Source organism: Celerinatantimonas yamalensis (genome assembly GCF_046054155.1).
In the GTDB taxonomy this organism is placed as follows: Bacteria; Pseudomonadota; Gammaproteobacteria; order Enterobacterales; family Celerinatantimonadaceae; genus Celerinatantimonas; species Celerinatantimonas yamalensis.
The window spans coordinates 1-21,230 of sequence record NZ_JBEQCT010000001.1 but is presented as its reverse complement, the minus strand read 5'-3'; the positions used below and the strand labels follow the sequence as shown (position 1 = coordinate 21,230).

The following is a 21,230-nucleotide window of genomic DNA, read 5'->3' as shown; positions in this document are numbered from 1 at the left end:
GTTGCTGAATACTCGCGTTAATTTGGGATACCAAAATTCGTGACAGCACAAGGTCAATTGGAGCACATTGTAATGTAGCCAATTTTTACTCCCAACCTTCTTTGTATTGTGGCAGAGCATCAGTTATTTCATACCAGTTACTTTGGTAATCTGTATAAATATGTGCGTCGATTTTTATCGGAATATCTTCGTCAAACAATGCCAATGACAACTCAATTTCCGGTAAGAAATTACCTTTACTGCGAAATCCGATACTTGAACCACAATGAGAACAAAATGTTCGGATCGTTCCATTGGGCGCAACATAGTCCTTGAGTAATTCTTGACCTGATAGCCAAGTTAAATTTTTTACCTGAGATAGCGTGCCAAAAGCAGCACCATGAAATTTCCGGCACATTGCACAGTGGCAATTTGCGATATGTTCTTTGAAACCTGAGACTTCAAAAGTGACTTGACCACATAAACAACTCCCTCTGTAAGTAAAACTCATAATGCGATCCTCCGGTGCATGCATTTGTTATCTTTTCTACCAAATGGATTATCCACGATATGAACGAATTTTTAATCCACCAATAGGGGAATGCTCTATAATACTGTATGAACCATTCCCAACATATGGGGGATTCCATATTTTATCAATCGGTCTTTGCTCAATATAGGCAAATAGTACCGTAATGGTAGCTGCATGAGTAACCACAACCACTTGTTTTTCTTTTTCATTCTCTAATATGGAGTCAAACGCTCGATCAGACCTCCGCTGAAAGTCAGTAAATGTTTCTCCGCTTTCAATCGAAAATTATGAGGATTTTGTCCAAAATAGTTTTTGTTCTTCTGGATAATTCCTATCTATTGCTTGTTTTGATCTTCCTTCCCAAATACCTAAATTTATTTCTTTTAATTCATGAAGCGTGATTATTTGTTTTTCTTCGTCCTGAAGGATTATTTAGCTGTATCAAAGGCCATTGAACTTGGGCTTAAATAGGCTATGTCAATATGATTGATTTCTTCACATACTCAAGATACCTGCAATTTACCATTTTCTGTTAAAGGATAATCTTTGTGACCCTACATTCTCACTTCAGTATTATTCCATACTGATCTGCACCAGATAGACTTCTTATGCACCGTTTTCCATGAACATTTGTTTGTACGACTTCGTCTGTAATACTAAATGATTTAACCCAAACTTACTCGCTAACGCTTCCAGTTCAATTTTATACGTTGGTAACATAGATTCATCATCTGTCATGATGGCGAATTCGGCAAATTCACCAATACCAGCTAAAGAATCAACCGTGATATGGAACTCTCCGAGGAAGTATATACTGCGGGTTTTCTTAGCTTTTAATACGACTTCATATCCCATTGTTTCTAACATACTTCGCGCGTTATAAGCATCCGTGATATTGGTAGCCTCACATCGGTCGGATTCAGGGCCTTTTACAATCCACAACTTGATACCTGAAGGTTCCATTGTACGAATGCAAAGACTTTTATTCTGGGCCTGTAGTGCTTTGTCAGGAAAATCAAAGTACCAATCACATTCCATGTTTTCTTCGAGCATAACTTCATGAGGCATAAGCCCCAAGGTTTCCAAAAACTCTGATTTTGAATTAAGGCGATACTTTAGCTCGACTTCGTATTTACCTTGAAAATGATTACTGTTCATGGGGCTGCATCGAGGCCGTGTGCAGCCATTTGTTAGGTTTTTAATTTTATGGTGCTCCAGTATTTTTTACCTTGGGGAGAACCATCCCAACCAAGTTTATTTAACTCTTTAGCTATGTATTTATTTAACATACCATGACCAAAAAATGCTACTTTTCCATGCTTGATTGCCAACTCTTGCAACTGCTCTGCCGAGATCCTTGCTCTAATTTTTGCTGCTTTGAATGATTCAACTTTCCCGCTAAAACCTACCAACCAAAAAATGTGACTAATAATAAGCCACGTATAAGCTTTGAATACAAATGGCAATTTATATCGAGGAATATTCACTTCTCGTAAGTGTTTCAATTTTAAATCAGGTTCCCGATTTAAACACAAATATACTGAATCTATGGAACGGGCTAAATCACTGGCTACAATAAAATGTGAATCTAATGAGCATCTAAGATGCTTCGGTGGCAAACTTTTAGGATCAACTTTAGATCGATTATAATTTCGAACCCAATTAGCAAAACCTGATGCCGTTAATCTTGGATTGATTGCTCCAGTGGGTTTCCCATGCCTGATTAGTAATATTTCCATTTTCAACCTAAAGTAGAATATACAAACACCACTGAAACCTAACGTCTTAATAACAGGTAAAATATTGTTAGCTAAAATGTGAGGAACGAAAATAGCCAACTGCATTTTATCCTTGTTTATTAACTTGTTAAGCCTGCTCGTTCGACGATTTCTGTTTCAAATCCATCGATACTTTTCTGGTTTTTTTTGAGCCAATACTTCTCGATGCCTTCATGTCCCTGTCGTTCCGACCATTTAGCTAAATCTTCACGGTCACCTTCGAATTTATAGTAAGGCACTGACATACCACATGAAGCTTGAACTACGTTTATATCCAAAATAAAAATCTGACGAGCAGCGACACTTGCTGGAAAAAGTTTAGAATAAACCTCCCATTCAGGATCTTTGTTATGTAGCATTTTAGCCTCTCCATAAGTTCTCAGAATTAACGGGGAGCCTTCAAATGCACAAAACATTAACGTCATACGAGTATTTTTCAGTATATGAGAGGCTGATTCATTTCCACTGCCGGTCAAGTTTAGCCACGCAATTTTCGTAGGATTAATTACGCGTAAAGAATCGCCACCTTTCGGTGATAAGTTAACACTACCGGTCTCGGCAGCAGTACCTACAAAGTAAATTTTTTGTTCTCCAATAAACTCAATATGTTTACCTGACAATTCCGCAAATTTCTTTCCCATTTAATAAAACTCCGAGTCAAATTTATAGGAGAGGCTTAACGCAGAGTCAAGCGGCATGCGTAAGCACGTCCAATGGAGGCCCAAAGGGCCAGAACAAACTTGAACGACTTGTATGGATAATAAGTAACAAATTTAGGGTAAAGTGAGACCCAAGCTTTCGCTGCAACGAACGTTTTCTATGTGGCAGTTCGATTGAACGTTAGCTCCTCTATCAGGAGACCGGTAACAAGTAAGAACACACTACATAGGACTCCAAGCAACACACTGAATAGTCTTCTGGGTCTCGAACCCACATTTTGCAAACATAAGTTATGCTTATTAGGAACACAAACACACTTCAAAACATTCGTGTCGGCGTTGATACCGGTAAATCGCAGCTAGAATTTATATCCGTCCACTCGACATTTATTTTTCTGTTCCCAGGAATAAAGTTGGGATCTCAAAAGCCATCACAACCATCAAAAAACATGCCCCTCAACGGGTCGTTATCGAAGCCACTAGCCAACTTGATACCCCGCTCATTGCTCATTTTTAAGAAGCTATCCAACCCAAACGGACTCAACTAAAGCCTGTAAAAATTCGACTGATGAGTGACTTAGTAGCTCGTCGAAATCAGTTATTAGCCATGCAAACGATGGAAAAGAATCGACTTAAAATCTGACCCGAGTCCATTACTTCTTCGATTAAACCTATATTAACAGCTCTAAAAAATCAAATACAAAAAGGCGAAAATCTAATCATTAAACTTATCAGTAAATGCCCTAAATACTCTGCGAAAAATGACATTCTTCAAAGCATGCTTGGCATTGGAAAAATTGCTGCGGCTTCCATCACCAGTAACGTACCTGAATTAGGGTACATCACCAATGAGCAAGCAGCTTCACTTATCGGAGTCGCTCCCATGACAAAAGCGAGTGGCCGATATAAAGACAAACGAATTATCCAAGATGGACGTCATCAAGTTCGAACCGTTTTATTCATGGCGATGATGTCCGCAATTCAAAGTAGCCCCGTTTTTAAAGCCACTTATCAGCGACTTCTTGAGGCCAGAAAACCCAAAAAAGTCGCCTTTATTGCCTGCGTCAGAAAGATGGTAGTCATACTAAATTTCATGCTTAAAGACGGTGTTATGTGGGATGTAAACACGGCTAAAAATTAACTATTGATGCCAGAGTCTCTTGTTATGTGACTGCTCGTACCGCCATCCAACTTTAAACAAACAATTGTTTAAACGATTGTTCTTTAACTACGGACGTCAAAACAGAAGACAATGACGCCAGTATTGCTTCATGAACAAAATTACCCATGCTTATACGTTTTACACCTAGTTTTTTAAGTACAACAAAATCAGGAAGGTCTGGTACACACATAACATTTATGGGCAGGGCTGTGCTAGCAGTAACAACTTTTATATCGTCAGGCTCTTTAATGCACGGCAGGAAAATGCCATCAGCACCTGATTGTTGATACTTTTCAATTCTCGCAAGGCTAACTTCAAGAGCACAGTTAACACTAAGTAAGTAGGCGTCACTCCTCACATTAATGAAAACTTCAACACCAGCCTCACTCAATAAAGCTCTAACTGATTTAAGCATTTTGGAGAACGCTGTACTATCACATAGCTGCCTCTTTCCTTGGACTACTATGCTGTCTTCTATGTTAACGCCAACTACGCCGACTTGAACAAGTTCAATAATGTTCTTAGCAATGATTCGTGGCGTTTCACCATAACCTGATTCAATATCGACGGTTAAAGGCAAACGACTAGCCTTAGAAATTGCACTCACAATTGACATTAGTTCTTCGAATAGAACATTTTCACCGTCCTCTTTTCCAATCATTTTTGCAATGGCTGCGCTAGAAGTACCAATCGCTGAAAATGCGTTGCGCTCAGCGATCAAAGCACTAGGTACATCCCAAACATTACAAATAATTAGAGGCTCGTCCTTTCTATGCAGTTCTTTAAACATAACTGTTTTCCTTAAATCGTTGTAGATATAGTGGTTTCAAGCACATACTACTTAGGAAAGGCTAGCATATTGAGCCACTTTCGGAACTGAATGAAAAAATACTGAAGATTTCATGCCGTCACATAGCTTTTAATTATGGGTCGGTTGAAAACCGTCTCACATTAATTTTTTGTTATATTTATGATTTTGCCTGAAATGCTACCGTCGATGATGGTGCATAAAACAATACATTGATCAGAATCATTTGCTGAAATAGGTACATTGCCATCAGTATCCCATGCTCGACTATTGCCATGCGATAACCAACCACCCGTCTCACCAATATAGTTAGTCATGACAATGTTTAATTTGTGTTCAATAGTTTTGCATCTAAGGATCTCACTGTCATGAGCAAAACTATTTTTAGAGATCAGAACACTCAATATATAAATATCTGCGTGGTCTTCATTTGCATCGAGCCAATGCTGTGAATTCGTGAAATCAGCACATATACCTAAGAACACCTTTCTCTGCTTGAATTCAAAACTATAATTTTCGAACCCAGCAGACATAAATTTGTCTTCGCCTGGGTGCAGATATTGTTTTCGATAAAAATTAGTTTCCCCTGATGGAAATGAAACTGAAGCACCGATGTAGGGTGTATCAGAGTCACTTACCAATGGGATGCCAGAAACAATAACAACATTGTTATCAATAGCTGCATTCGATAAATCAATGACAATCGATACTGAGCTGTCTATCGCCAGTTCTGCTGCTAAGTCTAATTCATAGCTGGTTAATGACAACTCAGGAAAAACAGCTATATCGGCACCAGACTCAGCAGATAATTTAATATGTTCTATATGGTGATTAACATTATTTTTGATATCACCCTTCATTGCTTGTTATGCATGCGACTTGAATTTTTTTGTCATTCCTTGACAAGATGGAGAAACAAGCTTGTATCCCAACTTTTCGTAAAAAGCTGGTTCATCCGCGATCATTGAAACATACGAGCCTTCTAAAGCAACTGATGATAAATAGTTATCTATATACTCCATGACTTTTCGTCCTAGCCCTTTCCCTTGATAAGTTGGGTCAACGGCAATATCCACGACTTCAAAGTTACACGCACCATCACCAACTACACGCCCCATTGCAATCAAAGCCTCGCCCTGTCGTATTGAGATTCCATACAAGCTGTTTGGCAATGCAATGACGGCAGCCTTTAAAGACTTTGGTGATAAGCCTGCTTTCACTCGCATTTCGCAGAATTCTTTCGGACTAGGGACATTTTCTTCGTATGTGATTTTCATGCTATATCGCTTCTTTTAATTGCATTCAGAGTGTACGCCCAACAACTGTATAAATGAACAGTCTCGATGAATTTTGATAAGTTCGCAACACCTTGCTTACCGGGCCGGCGAGTATGCTGGTGTTATTTTTGCTGCCTTTTCTTTTAGCAAAAACCCCGACAACTGTATCGTTCCACATGCAGCAACTTATGCCTTGCCCCATTCACTTCGAAGAACCGCCAAAACAATGGTATTCCACCACTGCCCTTTAAAAAAACGATGCTCTCTAAAATGAGCCTCTTCCCGCATACCTAACGACTTACATAGCTTTATTGCCGGGAGATTTTTACTAATTGTTTCCGCATATATTCGATGCACACCTAGTTCAGAAAAACCAAAGTTCGCTAATGCTTGAGCAGCCTCATAACTCAGCTTGTTACCTTGGGATGCTCTTGAGAAAGCACAACCCATTGAAGCTTGTTGATTGGCTTCTAGACGAAGGCATACAGCACCAATGAACTGTCCTGACTCTCTATACTCAACGGCAAGTTGATAAGACTTACGTGGAGCTTCAGCAGCTTCAGCTATAAACAACTGAGTAAGTTCCCTATATTTGCTTGGGTCACAGTCATTTTCATCATAGAAACGCTGATATTTAGCATCCTGAGACATAGTAACAAACGCACCTTCATCACTAGACTTCATGTCCCGAAGAACCAGACGGCTAGTTTCTAACTGAAACATCGAAAGTTCCTTTTTCTTTGTGAGGTATAATGGCATTGCTAATGGGCAGCCAACGTGCCACGCATTGCGCTATAACGGCGTAGTTAGCACATGAGTCGCAAACGGCAGGTGTCCTTATTGATCTTTTTGTTATAGCTCATCAACTCGAACCCAGCTTTAGCTATCGATCCAAACCTGACAAACCATTTAAAACTAGCTAACTTTTTAGTAACCTTTGTTAATCTAAAAATGTAGATTGAACAACCAAACTCAAAGAACGATGGTTCTCTCACTTGAACAAAGTCAATCTGCCGAAGGTTGATACACGCACGGCTGTTACGGGATGATTGGCTTTTTGATTTGGGTGGATGACAACGAACGCTCGATGAGCCCATTTGAAAAAATATACGCTTCAGTTGCCACTCATGAAATCACCTTGAGCCTATAACATTTTTTATACAAACATTTCTTCGTAGTTGTCGATAACCTTTACCGCCCCACTAAAGTCATTTTTGCCATTAAAATTATGTTTAATTGCAATAACGTCACAACCACTCGCCTTACCGGCATTTACTCCTGCGGTCGAGTCTTCAAATATGATCGTCTTACTGGGTGAAACCGATAGCTTAGATAATGCTAATTCATAAGCCTCTGGGTCTGGTTTATGTTTAGTCACATGTTCTTTGGTTATTACAATATCAAAAGCTGTACTTAACTTTAGTGATTCTAGAATATTTTCTACCATCCAAGTAGCAGCCGAACTGACAATACCACACAACTTTCCAGCTTTCTTCAAGCTATCAATATACGCCTTTGCACCTATATTCAACTCAAGATGTTTGCTGAGCAATTGCTCATAATGAGCGCGAAAGTGTGTATTGAACTCATCCAAATCAGGAGCAATCTTAGCTGTCGTAAAAAAGTGACCGGTTACTACAGACCAACTTTCACCCATTACGTCTTTGTAGATGTTGTAATCTACATTTACTCCATAATCTGCACATGCTAGCGCAAGTGCCTTTCCTTTTAAGGGCTCTGAATTCACTAAAGTACCGTCCATATCAAACAGGTACACATCATAGTCTTTCAATTTACACTCCATGTCAATTTTCACTGGTTTGTATAATGCCCCAATTATGAGCTGCCAAAGACGCCGCATAAATGGACTTTTTATGCATTAAATCCATTCTTGGTTTTCAATTGATACAGTAACATTTAAATCGAGTTTACCCGTATGCTCTGTGCTCGAAGGCTCTATCATCATAAAGTGAGTGTCTGCCTCTGCTAGTGGGCAGTGCTCAACACCTTTTGGGACAACATACATATCACCAACACCGAGCTCAATATTTCCATCTCGAAGTTGAAGAGTAAGATGACCTTTGAAAACAATGAAAAGCTCATCTTCATTTTCGTGCCTATGCCAAACGAGTTCGCCACTCCCCTTCGCAATTTTTACCAGCTGACCATTAGTCTCAGCAATAATTTTAGGGGTCCATTCTTCTGTGAAAAGATTAAACTTTTCACTTATTGAAATTTTACTCATATCTCTCCTGAGAGGCATACGCTTAGGTCACAGGCTAACAACTAAGCTGCGAAGGTTTACTAAAATGCCGAAGGTATAGCATACCAAGCAACGTGTTGAGTGCCCTGTGCACCGACTTGTTATACAACAGATAATTCATAGATTTCATCTTTGTGTACCTCTGACTCCATTGAAAATTCATCGGTGCCAATAAGCTTAAAACCCTGCTTTGTGTAAAAGGACTTTGCACGATTATTACCCGAATAAACGAATAAATGAAGAGTGCTATAGCAACTTGTTTTAGTGTGATTGAGCAATGAAGCATAGAGCTTTGAAGCGATTCCCTGCCCTTGAAACTCTGACAACACATAACACTTTGAAAGAATGGCCGTATCTTGGGAGATATGCTCTAAAACACACCCAATGAATCAGAACGGTTGTCTTGGGAAAACGCTAAAACCGTGGTCAATTTTAGTTGACCACATCTGTTGCGATAAATTTAATGAAGCTATCTCTCGCAGCGTTATCTAGATCCTCATTCCAAATTAAACCAACATCCCATATAGCACTTGAACTACGCAATGGAATAAAGCGAACACTTTCATTAGCTATATGTTCAACACTGGCAGGAACAATAGTAAAGCCTGTGTTTGCTGAAACGAGTGCTAGCAGTGTCAGAATATCATCGGCTTCTTGTACTGGATGCAATGTTTGATCTTGCTCTATCAATAACCTTTCTATCTGTTTAGCTAACCCTTGTCCACGTTCTGGGGTGAGTCTTAAATAATCTAAATTACGTAATGAAGCCCAAAGATCGCTTTCGTCAATCAATTGGCTACGATGGACTGCGACCACTAAATGATCTGAGGAAAGCTTCATACCTTTCAGTGGGGTAATGACCGGTAGTCGGTTGAAGCCAAGCTGGAGTTCGCCACGAAGTAATGATTCAGTTTGTAACTGTGATGGCATGTCATTGAGCACAATATGAATATTCGGGAACAACTGCTTAAACTGAGCGATATATTGTGGGGCAAGATCATAAGAAGATATTCCGAAGCTTATTTTAAGGTATCCTGTCGTTCCCTCGGCAACCAGATGAGTTAAGGTCTGAAAAGCGTTGAAGTTATCCACCATACGTTGTGCTTCGGGTAAAAGCGTCAGCCCAGCCTGAGTCAAACAAGCGCCTTGTCTTCCTCTTTTAAACAGAATCAATCCAGTATGTGCCTCGAGACGCTGAATCTTTTTGGTTAACGCTGATTGTGTAATGCAAAGATGTTCAGATGCTACTCGGTAGTTACCATCTATAGCTAACTGACAAAAAGTTCGTAATTGATCGAAGTCCATTCCATAGTGTCATTAAATTTAGAATATTTTTCATTATATGGAATGTAACTGAGTTTTTATACTGGCGACGTCAATTCAAAACAGCAAAAGGAGCTTTCCATGAAAGACGTACGCGTTGCCTCAGTCCAGTTTAATCATAGAGCCAATGACAAGCCTTATAATCTCTCAGTTATTAAGCGCTATGTAGAAAAAGCAGCAAAGCTAGATGTGAAAATTATCGTGTTCCCCGAAATGTGCGTCACTGGATACTGGCATGTATCAAAACTCAGCGAGTCGGAGGTTCTAGCCCTCTCTGAGTTTGTTCCTCAGGGAGAGACATGCCAGACTCTATTAGCAATGTCCACTAAGTACAAAATCAGTATTGGTGCGGGTTTAATTGAAATAGACGATACAGGTAAACTCTATAATTCCTACATAATGGCGATGCCTGATGGCCGACTAACAAAGCATCGAAAACTTCATACTTTTGTCAGCAAATACATGGCAAGCGGCAATGAATATACCGTTTTTAACACGCCACATGGATGCCGTGTAGGTATACTTATCTGTTGGGATAACAACCTGGTTGAAAATACCAGAATCACAGCTTTGAAAGGCGCAGATATCCTCGTTGCACCTCATCAAACAGGTGGCTGTAATTCCCGCAGTCCGAATGCCATGGGACTCATTGATACACAACTGTGGTATAACCGTAAACAGAACCTTGAGGCCATACGCAAAGAAATGCAAGGACAGAAAGGACGTGAATGGTTAATGCGCTGGTTACCGTCACGGGCTCATGACAACGGTATGTTTCTAATATTCAGTAATGGTGTTGGTGTCGATATGGATGAAGTCAGAACAGGAAACGCAATGATCCTTAATGCATATGGACAAATCATTGCTGAAACCGATAGCGTCGATGATGATATGGTCATCGCAGACCTAAAAGCGCGAGAGCTAGATATGTGTACGGGTCGACGTTGGATTCGTGGTCGCAGACCAGAACTCTATCAACCGCTCACGACTAAAGGCGGTGAACTGTCGCCTTTTCATGCAAGATTTTCAAAAGAAAAAATAGACTAGGCCCACACACTGGCACAGTTCAAAGCATTCATGTCGGCGTTGATACCGGTAAGTTACAACTTGATATCTATATCCGACCTTGCTATACGCCTGACGCTAAACGTTGTTATTGCTCGAACTGTTAAACGAATACATTCGAACTTCATCGCGTGGAAGCCAACTTAACTTTTCATAAAACTGCTGAGCTTTCACGTTATCGTTATACACAAACAAATGCGTCTTAGAGATACCAAGTTTTGATAATGAATTGACCGCTTTCGATACGAGATTACTTCCTAATTTTAGTCCTCGAAAGTTCGTTGAAACAACCAAATGTTGTGAGTAGCCTCGGGCTGCGAGACCGTCTGCTTCGTGTAATGCTTCAATCATTTGCCGATTAAAACCAGCATTTCACTCATCAGTTAAGTAATCGGAAATATCGAGCCATTTAGCTTCGGCTATTTCGTCGATATCTTGGATCTGTATAGTTTCAGAAACAGCATTGAGTCGACAGACAAGATACATATTTGTTTTCCCGAATTGGAACGGATGTCAAGTAGTGAATCCTAGAATTGATTGAAACTCAGCTTGAACTCCAGTTTTTTCAAGAGCCTCACGAATGATTGCTGTTTCTATTTTTTCACCCAGTTCTATATGGCCACCAGGCAACCTATAGCCATTCATACCGTGTTCTTTAATCACCAACAATTGGCCCAGATTGGTTTTTAATGATGGCGCCAGCACCAAGAATATGTGTTGGAATAAACGGGATAAATGTCGTAGTTGCTGCTTTAAGAACGAGCGTGAGTTCGTGTTCAGAACAGTTATGAAAAACAAAACCGAATTCAGTGGCTGAAGGAACGAAAAATGACAAATGGATTGGCAGCGTCAACCAGATAATGTTTTTATTTTCAGTTTTAGCAAATGAAACGATTTCAGCTAATTCGGTTTTAAATGTATCAACATCAGAAGGCAGTTTTTCTTTGCTGATAATAATGCCATTAAACTTATCGAGCTCGAATTTCACAATAAGACCCCCTTTGAAGACATGACACCTCGCATCAGCAGCGCAGCTTGCTGCAGTCCAGCTATATGCATTTGTTCTGATTTTTTAGAATTACATCGTAGTCGTTAGCTAGAACGACTACGCTATCAGTTAGTATGTATTTTCTGGTTTTGGCGGAGTATAAACTTCAATAAGTTCTAACCCCTCCTCTGAATTCACATTGAACCCATGTCTAGCGCCTCCAGGAATATAATATGCATCGCCTACTTTTAATGAATACTCTTGATCTTCAATAAACAGACTTGCTTTCCCAGACAACACATATCCCATTTGTTCAACCGGATGAGAGTGATCCGTTTTTTCACCCCTTTCATATTTAAAGACAATCAACTGGGAATTCATCCCTGTGATAGATTTAAAAAATACGCCTTCTCATTTCTTTTTAAAATCAATTTTTGAAAATTCAGTGACAGGCATTGTTAACTCTAGTTGATAAAATCATAATACTGAGCTGAGTTGATGAGTACTGGCACGACATTTTGGGTACCAAAATTCGTGATATGTATTTTGTCAATTGTAACGATTTGGTAGTTGTTTATAACACATTTTGGTAGAAGATTTTGTCTACTCATTTTACCAAATAACCTTTATAACGCCCGATTTCTTTAAAACCATTGTATTCGTAAAATCTTGGTGCCTGAAATGTATACGTATCAACTGCAATGTTACTTATTTTTCTCTCTTTACATTTTTCTTCTACTTGTTTTATTAACTGATTACCTACTCCTCCCTCGATTTAGAAGATTTTTTGATAGCCACAAGAATCGAATTTGTACTGATGTTATATAGATAAAACCTGTTAAGCCACCCATAATTTCCCCTGTTTCGTCCCGCGCAAAAATTGCAAAGGATTCATCAGCTATTTCCGGAAAAAACTTCTGATTAAACTCTCCCAAACCCTGATATATACAATCGATATCATCTGAACTTGGCGATTGAGTAAATACTATATCCAATGACTTCTCCGTGACTTAATTAAACAACTAACACCTGGACCAGCCGTTTTAGTCGCCGCTTTTGGCGGGTAAAATCGGCTGCATCCATTTGTTAACTGGTTTTCTGCAAATTATTGAAACTTATTTCAAATCCTGTATCTGTTTCAATTGCTGACGCTGAAGAAACAGGATTAATGAAATTTGAGAATTCGCCCTGATCTACGATAAACCGTGATGCTTCCTCTGATGAGGATAAATCGAATCCAGAACCACTATTATGTACTGATATCTGATTTTTCTCATAAGTTGATAAATAACGATAATTATCTGGTTCTAATCCGAATACTTTAACCTCTACTCCATCCGATCGAATAATTCCTAACGCCAATGATTTAGACATCCTAGACGCAACCGCCGCTATTCGAGGGGTTGAATAGTCATCATGTTCGAAATCCATACCGAATAAAACTGATGTTAATGAATCTCTGATACTCATACCTGATTCCAATTTTTCAAATATAGGATCAGTATGTGTACCGTTGCCAACAACCGCAAATTCAGAATTGTGCCGAAGACAATTGTAACTGATGTAAGGGTTTTGATAGATATCTGATTCAGATCCTGGAGTTGGAATAACAGATAAAGCTCCATTAATTTTTTTGATTACTCTGTTTGGAAATGAGCGTGAAGACACACGATACATCAAAGATATACGATTTGTTTTTGTTATTCCAACTGCTACAATTCTTCCGAGATACATTTACCTCTCCTTTTTCCAGTTAACGCCATTGCTAATGAGAAGCCAACGCATGAGTCGCAAACGGTGGGTGTCCCGATTGAGCTTTTTGTTATATGCCTTTCCACTCTGTAGAAAGAACGGACATTAATACTTTATCGACGAACTGACCATTACGAAAACCAGACTGCCGCATCAGACCTTCATGTTTGTAGCCAGCATTTTCATAAGCCTTTACAGCCCCTAAATTCAGGGCACTAGCTGTAAGTTGTATCCTGTGCAAGCCAAGTGTTCTTATAGCATAATCAGTAACTACTTTCGTGACTAATGTTCCAACACCTTTTCCCCAGAACTCTTTTTCACCAATAAGAATAAAGTATTCACCACTACGATTTAAAGTGCTTATTGCTGATATTCCGGTATAACCAATAAGTTGATTTTTTTTCTTACAACATATGCCAAACGACACATTTTTAGGACTTGAATTAATGGTTAAAAGCCACTTTCCTATGTCTGACTTTGATTGTGGATATGCATATGAAGATAGGCTATACAACGTAACTTCACGGTCACAAGACCACTTATAAAATTGTTCGCTATCATCTAGTTCCAATGAGCGTAAATAGTAATTTTTTATTTCTAATTGCATGATTTTCCGTGTCAATTTCGACTAACAACTAACAATTGGCTCTTGGGCTGTACGGAGCGAAGCGTATTGCAGTCCCTAGCAGCCACTTGTTATATTTTAATGCCTACCAATTGATGATTAATGGCAAAACTGGACGCAAGTCTTTAGATAATCCACTACGTTCATTGTCCAACGTAACCATTACCATATGCTCACTACCAAGCTCAATTTGAAGTCTATCAACCGTTTGTAGTGTACGCAGTGTATCTGACATTTTCCCTAGTGGGACAGATACTTGAACGTTACTAATAGACTTAAATGTTCCTATTTCTTCAATTCTGCTAACTGGACCAACAAAAGGCACGTAAATGCATAAAGGTTCTTCCAAAATTTCAGAATTATCTCCAACATGAAATGCATTGGGTGGCTCAAAATAATCTGGTTGATATTTCCAACCGCTAAACGGCATTCCTAGTTTTGAATCATTAGTTCGAGTCAGAACGATTCCAAACGGTGAGGCATTTTCTTTTTGTATCCGTTCAAGAAATCTCAAATTTTTAGCTGGGCCATTATTAGACTCTTCACTATCACGTACGTATAGTATTTCGAGCATTCCATTAGAAAACGCAAATCGACGATTTGAAGTACCCTGACCCTTATGGTCCCTACTGAAACTTTCATTAAGCCCCACGGAAACCAAAAGATCACCCGCTTCTTTGGGTTTGTCAGTCAGTATAAAAAAGTGGTCTAACTCTAAATCCACCACTGAGCTCCTCTGAGATAACGCCCCGGTTCAACGGCGAGGGTCTTTTCCGAGTCAGTCGCAATGGATTGTTACATTCGAAGTAATACATAATCCAAAGCCAGTTTCGTGTTAAATTCGATACTTTCGAGCGAATCCAATGTAAGTCGTTCAGCAAATAATGGAATGTACTTATTTATAGCCAATTCCACGTCTGACCAAGTCAATTCGTACCACCCTGAAATATTACGGTTTCTAGTTTCAATACGCCGCCTGTGTTCATTTGTATCCGAGCAAACGCATTCAATTGGTATGACTTCTTTGGATACCAATGAAGGCCAGAACTGCAAAACTCGATTTTTATCAGCAACAAAATCAACAATTACAGTTTGCTGCGTCTTCTCGCATTCGTCAATCAGGTTCTTTAATAAGAAATATCCAACACCGTTCAAATTATCTACAGTAGCCAAGCCACTCTCCACTACTGAAGCTTCTAGCCTATCCTTAGAAAACAGAGGTAATTTAAGTATCGTAGCCAATTCATGGGCAAGGGTACTTTTACCACTTCCCGGTAAACCACAAATTAGTATTATTTTAGCCATCTACCTTCCATTTAATAAAACCTAAGAAACAACAACGCTTAGAGCTAAGATACAATAGAACACGAAACTCGTTACTGCTTATGACTCATTCTTTGTTCATATCTTTTATAAAATCAATAAACGTTCGTAAGGGAGTAGGCACCAACCGTCGCCCAGAGTAATACAAATACGGCCCGCTAAAAGACAACCACCAAGTGTCAAGAATAGGTTCAAGTTGCCCTGAATCAAAATAAGGTTGTAGCCATTCCTCAAACAAATAAACAACACCCGTACCAGCAACCGCAGCATCAACAGCAAGATCAACAGCACTACCTATATTAACCACTAAAGGACCTGAAACTTTGATCTCTGTAATTTTATTATCTTTCTCAAATTCCCAAGTGTTGGCTACCCCTGATCGTAACCGCCCCGTTAAACAAGGGTAATTTAATAGGTCATGAGGGTGAGTTGGTCGACCTAACCTATCTAACAGTTTAGGTGCAGCGGCTAATGCATATCGTTGTTGGCGTGGGCCGATAGGAACAGCGATCATATCCTGTTCTAGTCGCTCGTCATAACGAATACCAGCATCGAAACCTGCATCAATAATATTGATAACATTACTCTCCGCCGTCACTTCAAGTTCAATATCAGGATAGGCCTCCAAAAATGCAGGGACAATGGCTGGCAATATTAATTTTACGGCACTAACAGGTACGTTAAGGCGAAGTTTACCCGCTGGTTTATCACGATATAGATTGACCATATCCAACGCAGAATCAAATTCACTCATAATAGGATTCATACGTTCTAACAAAACCACACCGACTTCTGTAAGGACAACACTGCGAGTATTACGATGAAACAATCTGACTCCCAACGCCCCTTCTAAGCGTCGTATGGCATCACTTAAACGTGAAGCACTTATATTTTCTACTCTTGCAGCCTCACGAAAACCGCCGGCTTTGGCAACAGCAACAAATGCAGCAATGTCATTCATAGATGATTTCATTGTTCTAAATCTCGCACAATACGTTCCAATTAAATGGGATTGTCGCACAAATTAGTGAGGCCTAGAATAGATCAGCTACCCAACATCTCACATAGGAAAATCATCATGGTTAACATTCAACAAGCTGGTACATTCAAGCTCGGTAATAAAACAATCAACCGAATGGGTTACGGCGCTATGCAGTTGGCTGGCGCCGGTGTTTTTGGTCCGCCTAAAGATAAAAAAGAAGCCATTGCTGTCCTTCAAGCCGCAATAGAAAGTGGTGTCAATCATATCGACACCTCCGATTTTTACGGCCCACATATTACGAACCAAATCATTCGCGAGGCGTTACACCCTTACGCTAAAGAACTGTCATTGGTAACTAAGGTTGGTGCTCGTCGTAATGAAAAAGGTGATTGGTTGCCAGCTTTTTCAAAGCCTGAACTTATTCAAGCTGTGCATGATAATCTAACCAACCTTGGCATAGAACAAATCGAGGTAGTCAATCTGCGAGCTATGTTTGATGTACATGGCCCAGCCGAAGGCTCTATAGCAGAACCATTATCCGTACTGGCCGAGTTACAAAAAGAAGGTCTGATACATCACTTAGGAGTCAGTAATGTTACCGCAAATCAAATTGAGGAAGCGCGCAGTATTACCCCTATTGTTTGTGTACAGAACCAATACAATCTAGTACACAGAAGAGACGATGCTCTTATTGATTTGCTTGCAAAAGAAGGCATTGCCTATATACCTTTCTTTCCACTTGGCGGCTTCTCTCCACTACAGTCTTCCACTTTAGAAGAAGTTGCGATATCACTAAATGCCACAGCAATGCAAGTCGCGTTGGCTTGGTTGCTTCAGCGTTCAGATAATATTTTATTAATACCAGGAACATCTTCGACTAAGCATCTACAACAAAACTTATCCGCAGCGAAATTGATTTTACCGAGTGAAGCCATTACTAAATTAAATAACATTGCCGTTAATATCTAAAAATATCTGCTTTATGCCTATATGGGTAAAAGGACCCACCTATCTCTAGATGGGTCATTTTATGTTTAGAATCGCTTACCAATGCTGACTTGTACTTTAGAAGCTGAACAGATGGCTCTAGTTGAATGTATTCGTAACCTTGAGAGTGAATACGAAAATTAGAGAATTCTTCTGCTTTCATCATTTCGACGCTAGATGCAAAATCATAGCTATTTCCAAACTTACTCAATTCCGAAAAATCAAGATGAATTAAACAAACATAACTGATTCACTCTGACGGATGTCGTATTGATGCAATTTTCAATTTTCTGTTCGACCAAGATATTCATTTGACCGCCTGAATTATAATGGCATATAACGCGTGCATAACACATTTGCTACTTTGCTACCATGCAAATTAAGCTGAATTTTACTGCTTTATTTACTGAAACTATAGACAAACCTGCAATGCCAAATGTAGCAAATCGTATTGATGCATTTGTTAAATTCATTTTTCCAGTGTGCGCCGATAATAATCAGCCAATCGACTTATACTTTCCCTATCTTCAGGAAATTGTTCCCATAAATACCCTAGAGCGTCAGCTAACGTTATTTGATGAAGGTTACTACGTGTATCAAAGATTAATGAATTAATTTTTTTAACGAAATATTCTTTACTTTCAAAACCGACACTCTTATTAAATATTTCGATATCTACGCCATCATCAGGATCTTCTAAAGAACTCGTAGATTGAACATAGAGGTTATAATTTAGTGCAATTAACAGCTTTTTCTCGATCATACTATGAGAGCGCATTATCCATGCTAATGTGATGAGATTATGCCCAAAGAATCCTGGTTGTTGAATTGAAACATCGAACAAGTCTTTAAAAGTAAACCTTTTATGATTCAGAACCAAGTCCGCTGATTTTGAACCAAATGTAGATGTAATGAATTCAGTTACCCTCTCGATAAAAGGCTTTCTCTGAAGCTCATTCAACCGAGGATATAGTGCATTAAATGCAAGTAGAATCGTAACATTATGTGATAAATACTCTTGATGGCTAGCTGATATTTTTAAGTAATTATTAAAAATATTATTGAATCCTTTATCATCATGCCATTGAAGAAGTGCATTATAAGCAAGAGGATAAATTCCACGCTCCAAAGTACGTCGAATCCGAATGTCTGAAAGTTTTGGAACTTCAACCAAATCAGACAATAGTCCTGATACCTGAACGCTACCATCTGATACTAGCTTACTTGTTTGCACCCAAATATCGTCAGTCAACACTATCGACTGTGATAGATTTTCAGCTGCTAAAAATGCTTTTAGTGCATGCGGTTGATGAATGATTGCACTACAAAAGAGTGCTTGATTTAAAGTTTTATTTTTCGTCATTATTTCTCCATAAATTTAACGCCCATGTAACCGGCTGGTTTTTGTGGAGTGCTTTTGTGCAATAATGTAGCGAAGCGAAGTGCACAAAAGTGCGTAGCAAAAAGATGTCTGGTTGACATGCTTGTTAGCAACAAATTGGCCCAATAAAAAGGGACGACTTGTACTTAAACTTGACTTGGCCATGTAAAGAGAATTGGTTAAATACCACCTCTAACTCTTTCACAAGACGCGAGTATTCCGTTGTGCCTGGCAATGGACAGTATGACGATGACCTCATTCTGCCCAGTAGCCCTTCATAGTCAAAAAGTTGTTCATTGTTGTATGTATATGTCTCCATTCGATTTGAGTCGAAAAATTGAGGCACTTCATTGTCCTTAAGGTTCTTATGATTAACCGAATCGTAGTCTTTTGCATACGCACCTAAGATTTCATCGTACGCAATCTGAAAATCCTGTTCGACACACCTTTGGTTCCACACTAAAGCAAGAATACCATTTGGCTTAAGTATTCGTTTAAATTCAGGAATTGTTTTGTCTTTATTAAACCAGTGAAAGGATTGTGCTGCTGTGATTACGTCAACACTGCTCTCCTTCAAACAAGTCGATTCTGCTGTCGCCTTTAAACTCGTAAAGTTTACTTTATGGCTAAGCTTGTCTTCTGCAGAATGTCTCATTGCGTCATTGGGTTCTATCCCTATAACTTTTACGCCTTGATTAACAAGTAACTCACTGAATATCCCTGTTCCAGAGCCGATGTCTGCAATAACCGAGCGTTGATTTAGGTTGGACTGCTCCAAGAGCTTATTAATCAAGTCTAATGGGTAACTAGGTCGGTATTTATCGTAATCAGCAACACGACTAGAAAATCTATCTACTGGATTGGACATATATTCTCCTTTGTTACTAACGCCCCCATAAGCCGAGGAGCAATGTGGCCTGTTTTTGCTGTGTTTTTAGCAAAAAAGAGGCGGTGTTGTGGAGTCGGCTTGATGGGTTTGTTATGCATTTGGCTGCATCAGCTCAATTCTGTTTCCAAACGGGTCACGTATATCGAATCGTTTAAAGCCTTCTATCTGTGTATTTTCATATATCTTGACGCCTAATTTATCGAACTTAGCTCTGAACATGTCCAAGTCACTGACATTGTATGCAATGTGAGCCTTTGAATCCGCTCGGTGGTCATTGTTTTCGCACCCAAGATGAACCTGCAAGCTGCCTAGTTGAAGCCAAATCCCACCATTCTTCTTAAGAACATTTGGCTTTTCGATTTCAGTCAATCCGAGAACATCACAATAAAAATAACGCGCATCTTCTTCGGTACCAAAAGGTATAGTCACCTGAACATGATTAATCCCAGTTATCACGATTCCTCCTTGTTTAATCAAGTGGTGCATAACTCCGCATTAATGTGTGAGCAACGCTACCACAAAACTAAACCATCACACCGTAAACACAAAACCCAACGGTAGAATGAAAAATGCCAAGCGTTGGGAATCACTCTTAAATGCTTTGTATGGATAATAACTAGCGAATAAGGGTAAAGTGAGACCCAGACTTTAGCAGCAACTAAAGTTCTCTATCTGATAGTTCGATTGAACGCTGGCTCCTCTATTGAGAGACCGATAACAAGAACGAACATCAGATAGAACTCCAAGCATCACACTCGAATAGTCTTCTGGGTCTCGAGCCCGCATTTCGCAAGCAAGAGTTAGCTTATTATGAATACAAACACAGTTCACAACATTAATGTCGGCGTTGATACCGGTAAGTCACAACTTGACATCTATATCCGACCTCTCGATATCTACTTTAACGTCACCAATGACGAAAAAGGGATTAAAGAAGCCATCCGAACCATTAAAAAATATCAACCTGAACGCATCGTCATCGAAGCGACTGTGCGGTTGGAAATGCCATTCATTTTAGCTTGTGGCAACGCCAAATTACCTTATGTCATTGCTAATCCATGACACATCAAAAAGTTTTCTGGGGCTCTTGGGAATAGAGCTAAAATGACCGTTTAGATGCGGCGCTTATTGCTTACTATGCCGAAACCATCAAACCAAAGCTCACCCAATTAAAAAGTGAAAACATTCGTTTAATGAGTGACTTAGTCATCAGATGCAATCAATTACTGGCAATGCAAACTATGGAAAAAAATCGACATCAAATTCTCTCAAAATCCATCGTCTCTTCGATCAAACCTATCTTAACTGCACTCAAAAACCAGATTAAAAAAGTAGGAGCTAGGATCGCTAAACTCATAGAAACTTGTCCTGATTACCGAGCCAAAAATGAAATACTACAAAGCATGCCTGGCATCGGAAAAATTGCGGCAGCCTCCATCATCAGTAACGTACCTGAG

The 21,230-nt window shown here is 39.4% G+C and carries 26 protein-coding genes and 4 pseudogenes; 4 read left to right on the top strand and 26 right to left on the bottom strand.

Annotated features, from left to right (window positions below; genetic code table 11):
- Positions 1-85: 85 nt before the first annotated feature.
- From ABUE30_RS00150 to ABUE30_RS00130, 5 genes and pseudogenes are all read right to left on the bottom strand, one after another.
- Complete coding sequence (locus ABUE30_RS00150; protein ID WP_408621617.1) at positions 86-490, bottom strand: GFA family protein; 405 nt, start codon at positions 488-490, stop codon at positions 86-88.
- Positions 491-538: 48 nt separating this feature from the next.
- Positions 539-940: pseudogene (locus ABUE30_RS00145) on the bottom strand (histidine phosphatase family protein).
- Positions 941-1,117: 177 nt separating this feature from the next.
- Complete coding sequence (locus ABUE30_RS00140; protein ID WP_408621616.1) at positions 1,118-1,669, bottom strand: class IV adenylate cyclase; 552 nt, start codon at positions 1,667-1,669, stop codon at positions 1,118-1,120.
- 32 nt (positions 1,670-1,701) lie between these two features.
- Positions 1,702-2,355 (bottom strand): hypothetical protein, encoded by a 654-nt coding sequence (locus tag ABUE30_RS00135; protein ID WP_408621615.1) that lies wholly within the window; start codon positions 2,353-2,355, stop codon positions 1,702-1,704.
- A gap of 14 nt (positions 2,356-2,369) precedes the next feature.
- Complete coding sequence (locus tag ABUE30_RS00130) at positions 2,370-2,930, bottom strand: pyridoxamine 5'-phosphate oxidase family protein (RefSeq protein ID WP_408621614.1); 561 nt, start codon at positions 2,928-2,930, stop codon at positions 2,370-2,372.
- Between the two features lie 311 nt (positions 2,931-3,241).
- Between ABUE30_RS00130 and ABUE30_RS00125 the strand changes: the two are divergent.
- Positions 3,242-4,089 (top strand): annotated as a pseudogene (locus tag ABUE30_RS00125) (transposase).
- A 52-nt stretch (positions 4,090-4,141) separates the two neighbouring features.
- On the opposite strand, the gene ABUE30_RS00120 reads toward ABUE30_RS00125, so the two are convergent.
- The 8 genes from ABUE30_RS00120 to ABUE30_RS00085 form a co-directional block, all read right to left on the bottom strand.
- Positions 4,142-4,900 carry an isocitrate lyase/PEP mutase family protein gene (locus ABUE30_RS00120; protein ID WP_408621613.1) on the bottom strand — a complete coding sequence of 253 codons (759 nt, stop codon included), beginning with the start codon at positions 4,898-4,900 and terminating at the stop codon, positions 4,142-4,144.
- A gap of 161 nt (positions 4,901-5,061) precedes the next feature.
- The gene (locus ABUE30_RS00115; protein WP_408621612.1) at positions 5,062-5,778 is read right to left on the bottom strand and encodes a carbon-nitrogen hydrolase family protein; all 717 of its coding nucleotides are present in this window, start codon (positions 5,776-5,778) and stop codon (positions 5,062-5,064) included.
- A gap of 6 nt (positions 5,779-5,784) precedes the next feature.
- Positions 5,785-6,195: a GNAT family N-acetyltransferase gene (locus ABUE30_RS00110; RefSeq protein ID WP_408621611.1), complete on the bottom strand. Its 411-nt coding sequence runs from the start codon at positions 6,193-6,195 to the stop codon at positions 5,785-5,787.
- Positions 6,196-6,381: 186 nt separating this feature from the next.
- Positions 6,382-6,918, bottom strand: a complete 537-nt coding sequence (locus tag ABUE30_RS00105) for a GNAT family N-acetyltransferase (RefSeq protein WP_408621610.1) — start codon at positions 6,916-6,918, stop codon at positions 6,382-6,384.
- A gap of 433 nt (positions 6,919-7,351) precedes the next feature.
- Complete coding sequence (locus ABUE30_RS00100; protein ID WP_408621609.1) at positions 7,352-7,999, bottom strand: HAD family hydrolase; 648 nt, start codon at positions 7,997-7,999, stop codon at positions 7,352-7,354.
- 75 nt (positions 8,000-8,074) lie between these two features.
- Positions 8,075-8,440, bottom strand: coding sequence for a cupin domain-containing protein (locus tag ABUE30_RS00095; protein WP_408621608.1), 366 nt, complete (start codon positions 8,438-8,440; stop codon positions 8,075-8,077).
- Between the two features lie 119 nt (positions 8,441-8,559).
- Entirely contained in the window at positions 8,560-8,844 is a 285-nt protein-coding gene (locus ABUE30_RS00090; RefSeq protein ID WP_408622506.1) for a GNAT family N-acetyltransferase, read from the bottom strand.
- 46 nt (positions 8,845-8,890) lie between these two features.
- Positions 8,891-9,763: a LysR family transcriptional regulator gene (locus ABUE30_RS00085; RefSeq protein WP_408621607.1), complete on the bottom strand. Its 873-nt coding sequence runs from the start codon at positions 9,761-9,763 to the stop codon at positions 8,891-8,893.
- A gap of 99 nt (positions 9,764-9,862) precedes the next feature.
- On the opposite strand from ABUE30_RS00085, the gene ABUE30_RS00080 reads away from it, so the two are divergent.
- Entirely contained in the window at positions 9,863-10,828 is a 966-nt protein-coding gene (locus ABUE30_RS00080; protein WP_408621606.1) for a nitrilase family protein, read from the top strand.
- Between the two features lie 96 nt (positions 10,829-10,924).
- On the opposite strand, the pseudogene ABUE30_RS00075 reads toward ABUE30_RS00080, so the two are convergent.
- From ABUE30_RS00075 to ABUE30_RS00030, 10 genes and pseudogenes are all read right to left on the bottom strand, one after another.
- Positions 10,925-11,158: pseudogene (locus ABUE30_RS00075) on the bottom strand (GNAT family N-acetyltransferase); the annotation flags it as partial.
- Between the two features lie 201 nt (positions 11,159-11,359).
- The gene (locus tag ABUE30_RS00070; RefSeq protein WP_408622505.1) at positions 11,360-11,491 is read right to left on the bottom strand and encodes an NUDIX domain-containing protein; all 132 of its coding nucleotides are present in this window, start codon (positions 11,489-11,491) and stop codon (positions 11,360-11,362) included.
- Between the two features lie 10 nt (positions 11,492-11,501).
- Positions 11,502-11,834 carry a hypothetical protein gene (locus ABUE30_RS00065; protein WP_408621605.1) on the bottom strand — a complete coding sequence of 111 codons (333 nt, stop codon included), beginning with the start codon at positions 11,832-11,834 and terminating at the stop codon, positions 11,502-11,504.
- Between the two features lie 129 nt (positions 11,835-11,963).
- A complete protein-coding gene (locus tag ABUE30_RS00060) occupies positions 11,964-12,203 on the bottom strand; it encodes a cupin domain-containing protein (RefSeq protein ID WP_408621604.1) in 240 nt (79 codons plus the stop codon).
- A 238-nt stretch (positions 12,204-12,441) separates the two neighbouring features.
- Entirely contained in the window at positions 12,442-12,546 is a 105-nt protein-coding gene (locus tag ABUE30_RS00055; RefSeq protein WP_408622504.1) for a hypothetical protein, read from the bottom strand.
- A gap of 374 nt (positions 12,547-12,920) precedes the next feature.
- The gene (locus ABUE30_RS00050; RefSeq protein ID WP_408621603.1) at positions 12,921-13,568 is read right to left on the bottom strand and encodes an IMP cyclohydrolase; all 648 of its coding nucleotides are present in this window, start codon (positions 13,566-13,568) and stop codon (positions 12,921-12,923) included.
- Between the two features lie 88 nt (positions 13,569-13,656).
- The gene (locus ABUE30_RS00045; RefSeq protein ID WP_408621602.1) at positions 13,657-14,193 is read right to left on the bottom strand and encodes a GNAT family N-acetyltransferase; all 537 of its coding nucleotides are present in this window, start codon (positions 14,191-14,193) and stop codon (positions 13,657-13,659) included.
- Between the two features lie 103 nt (positions 14,194-14,296).
- On the bottom strand, positions 14,297-14,935 hold the full coding sequence (locus ABUE30_RS00040; protein ID WP_408621601.1) for a hypothetical protein: 639 nt from the start codon (positions 14,933-14,935) through the stop codon (positions 14,297-14,299).
- Positions 14,936-15,006: 71 nt separating this feature from the next.
- Complete coding sequence (locus tag ABUE30_RS00035; RefSeq protein WP_408621600.1) at positions 15,007-15,516, bottom strand: AAA family ATPase; 510 nt, start codon at positions 15,514-15,516, stop codon at positions 15,007-15,009.
- A gap of 85 nt (positions 15,517-15,601) precedes the next feature.
- Positions 15,602-16,507 carry a LysR substrate-binding domain-containing protein gene (locus ABUE30_RS00030; RefSeq protein ID WP_408621599.1) on the bottom strand — a complete coding sequence of 302 codons (906 nt, stop codon included), beginning with the start codon at positions 16,505-16,507 and terminating at the stop codon, positions 15,602-15,604.
- A 105-nt stretch (positions 16,508-16,612) separates the two neighbouring features.
- Between ABUE30_RS00030 and ABUE30_RS00025 the strand changes: the two genes are divergently transcribed.
- Entirely contained in the window at positions 16,613-17,485 is an 873-nt protein-coding gene (locus ABUE30_RS00025) for an aldo/keto reductase family oxidoreductase (RefSeq protein WP_408621598.1), read from the top strand.
- 487 nt (positions 17,486-17,972) lie between these two features.
- Here ABUE30_RS00025 and ABUE30_RS00020 read toward each other — a convergent pair whose 3' ends face one another.
- The 3 genes from ABUE30_RS00020 to ABUE30_RS00010 all read right to left on the bottom strand — a co-directional run bounded on the left by ABUE30_RS00020 (position 17,973) and on the right by ABUE30_RS00010 (position 20,229).
- Complete coding sequence (locus ABUE30_RS00020; RefSeq protein WP_408621597.1) at positions 17,973-18,866, bottom strand: hypothetical protein; 894 nt, start codon at positions 18,864-18,866, stop codon at positions 17,973-17,975.
- Positions 18,867-18,990: 124 nt separating this feature from the next.
- A complete protein-coding gene (locus ABUE30_RS00015) occupies positions 18,991-19,752 on the bottom strand; it encodes a class I SAM-dependent methyltransferase (protein ID WP_408621596.1) in 762 nt (253 codons plus the stop codon).
- 111 nt (positions 19,753-19,863) lie between these two features.
- Positions 19,864-20,229 (bottom strand): VOC family protein, encoded by a 366-nt coding sequence (locus ABUE30_RS00010; protein ID WP_408621595.1) that lies wholly within the window; start codon positions 20,227-20,229, stop codon positions 19,864-19,866.
- 354 nt (positions 20,230-20,583) lie between these two features.
- Between ABUE30_RS00010 and ABUE30_RS00005 the strand changes: the two are divergent.
- Positions 20,584-21,230, top strand: a pseudogene (locus tag ABUE30_RS00005) (IS110 family transposase); the annotation flags it as partial.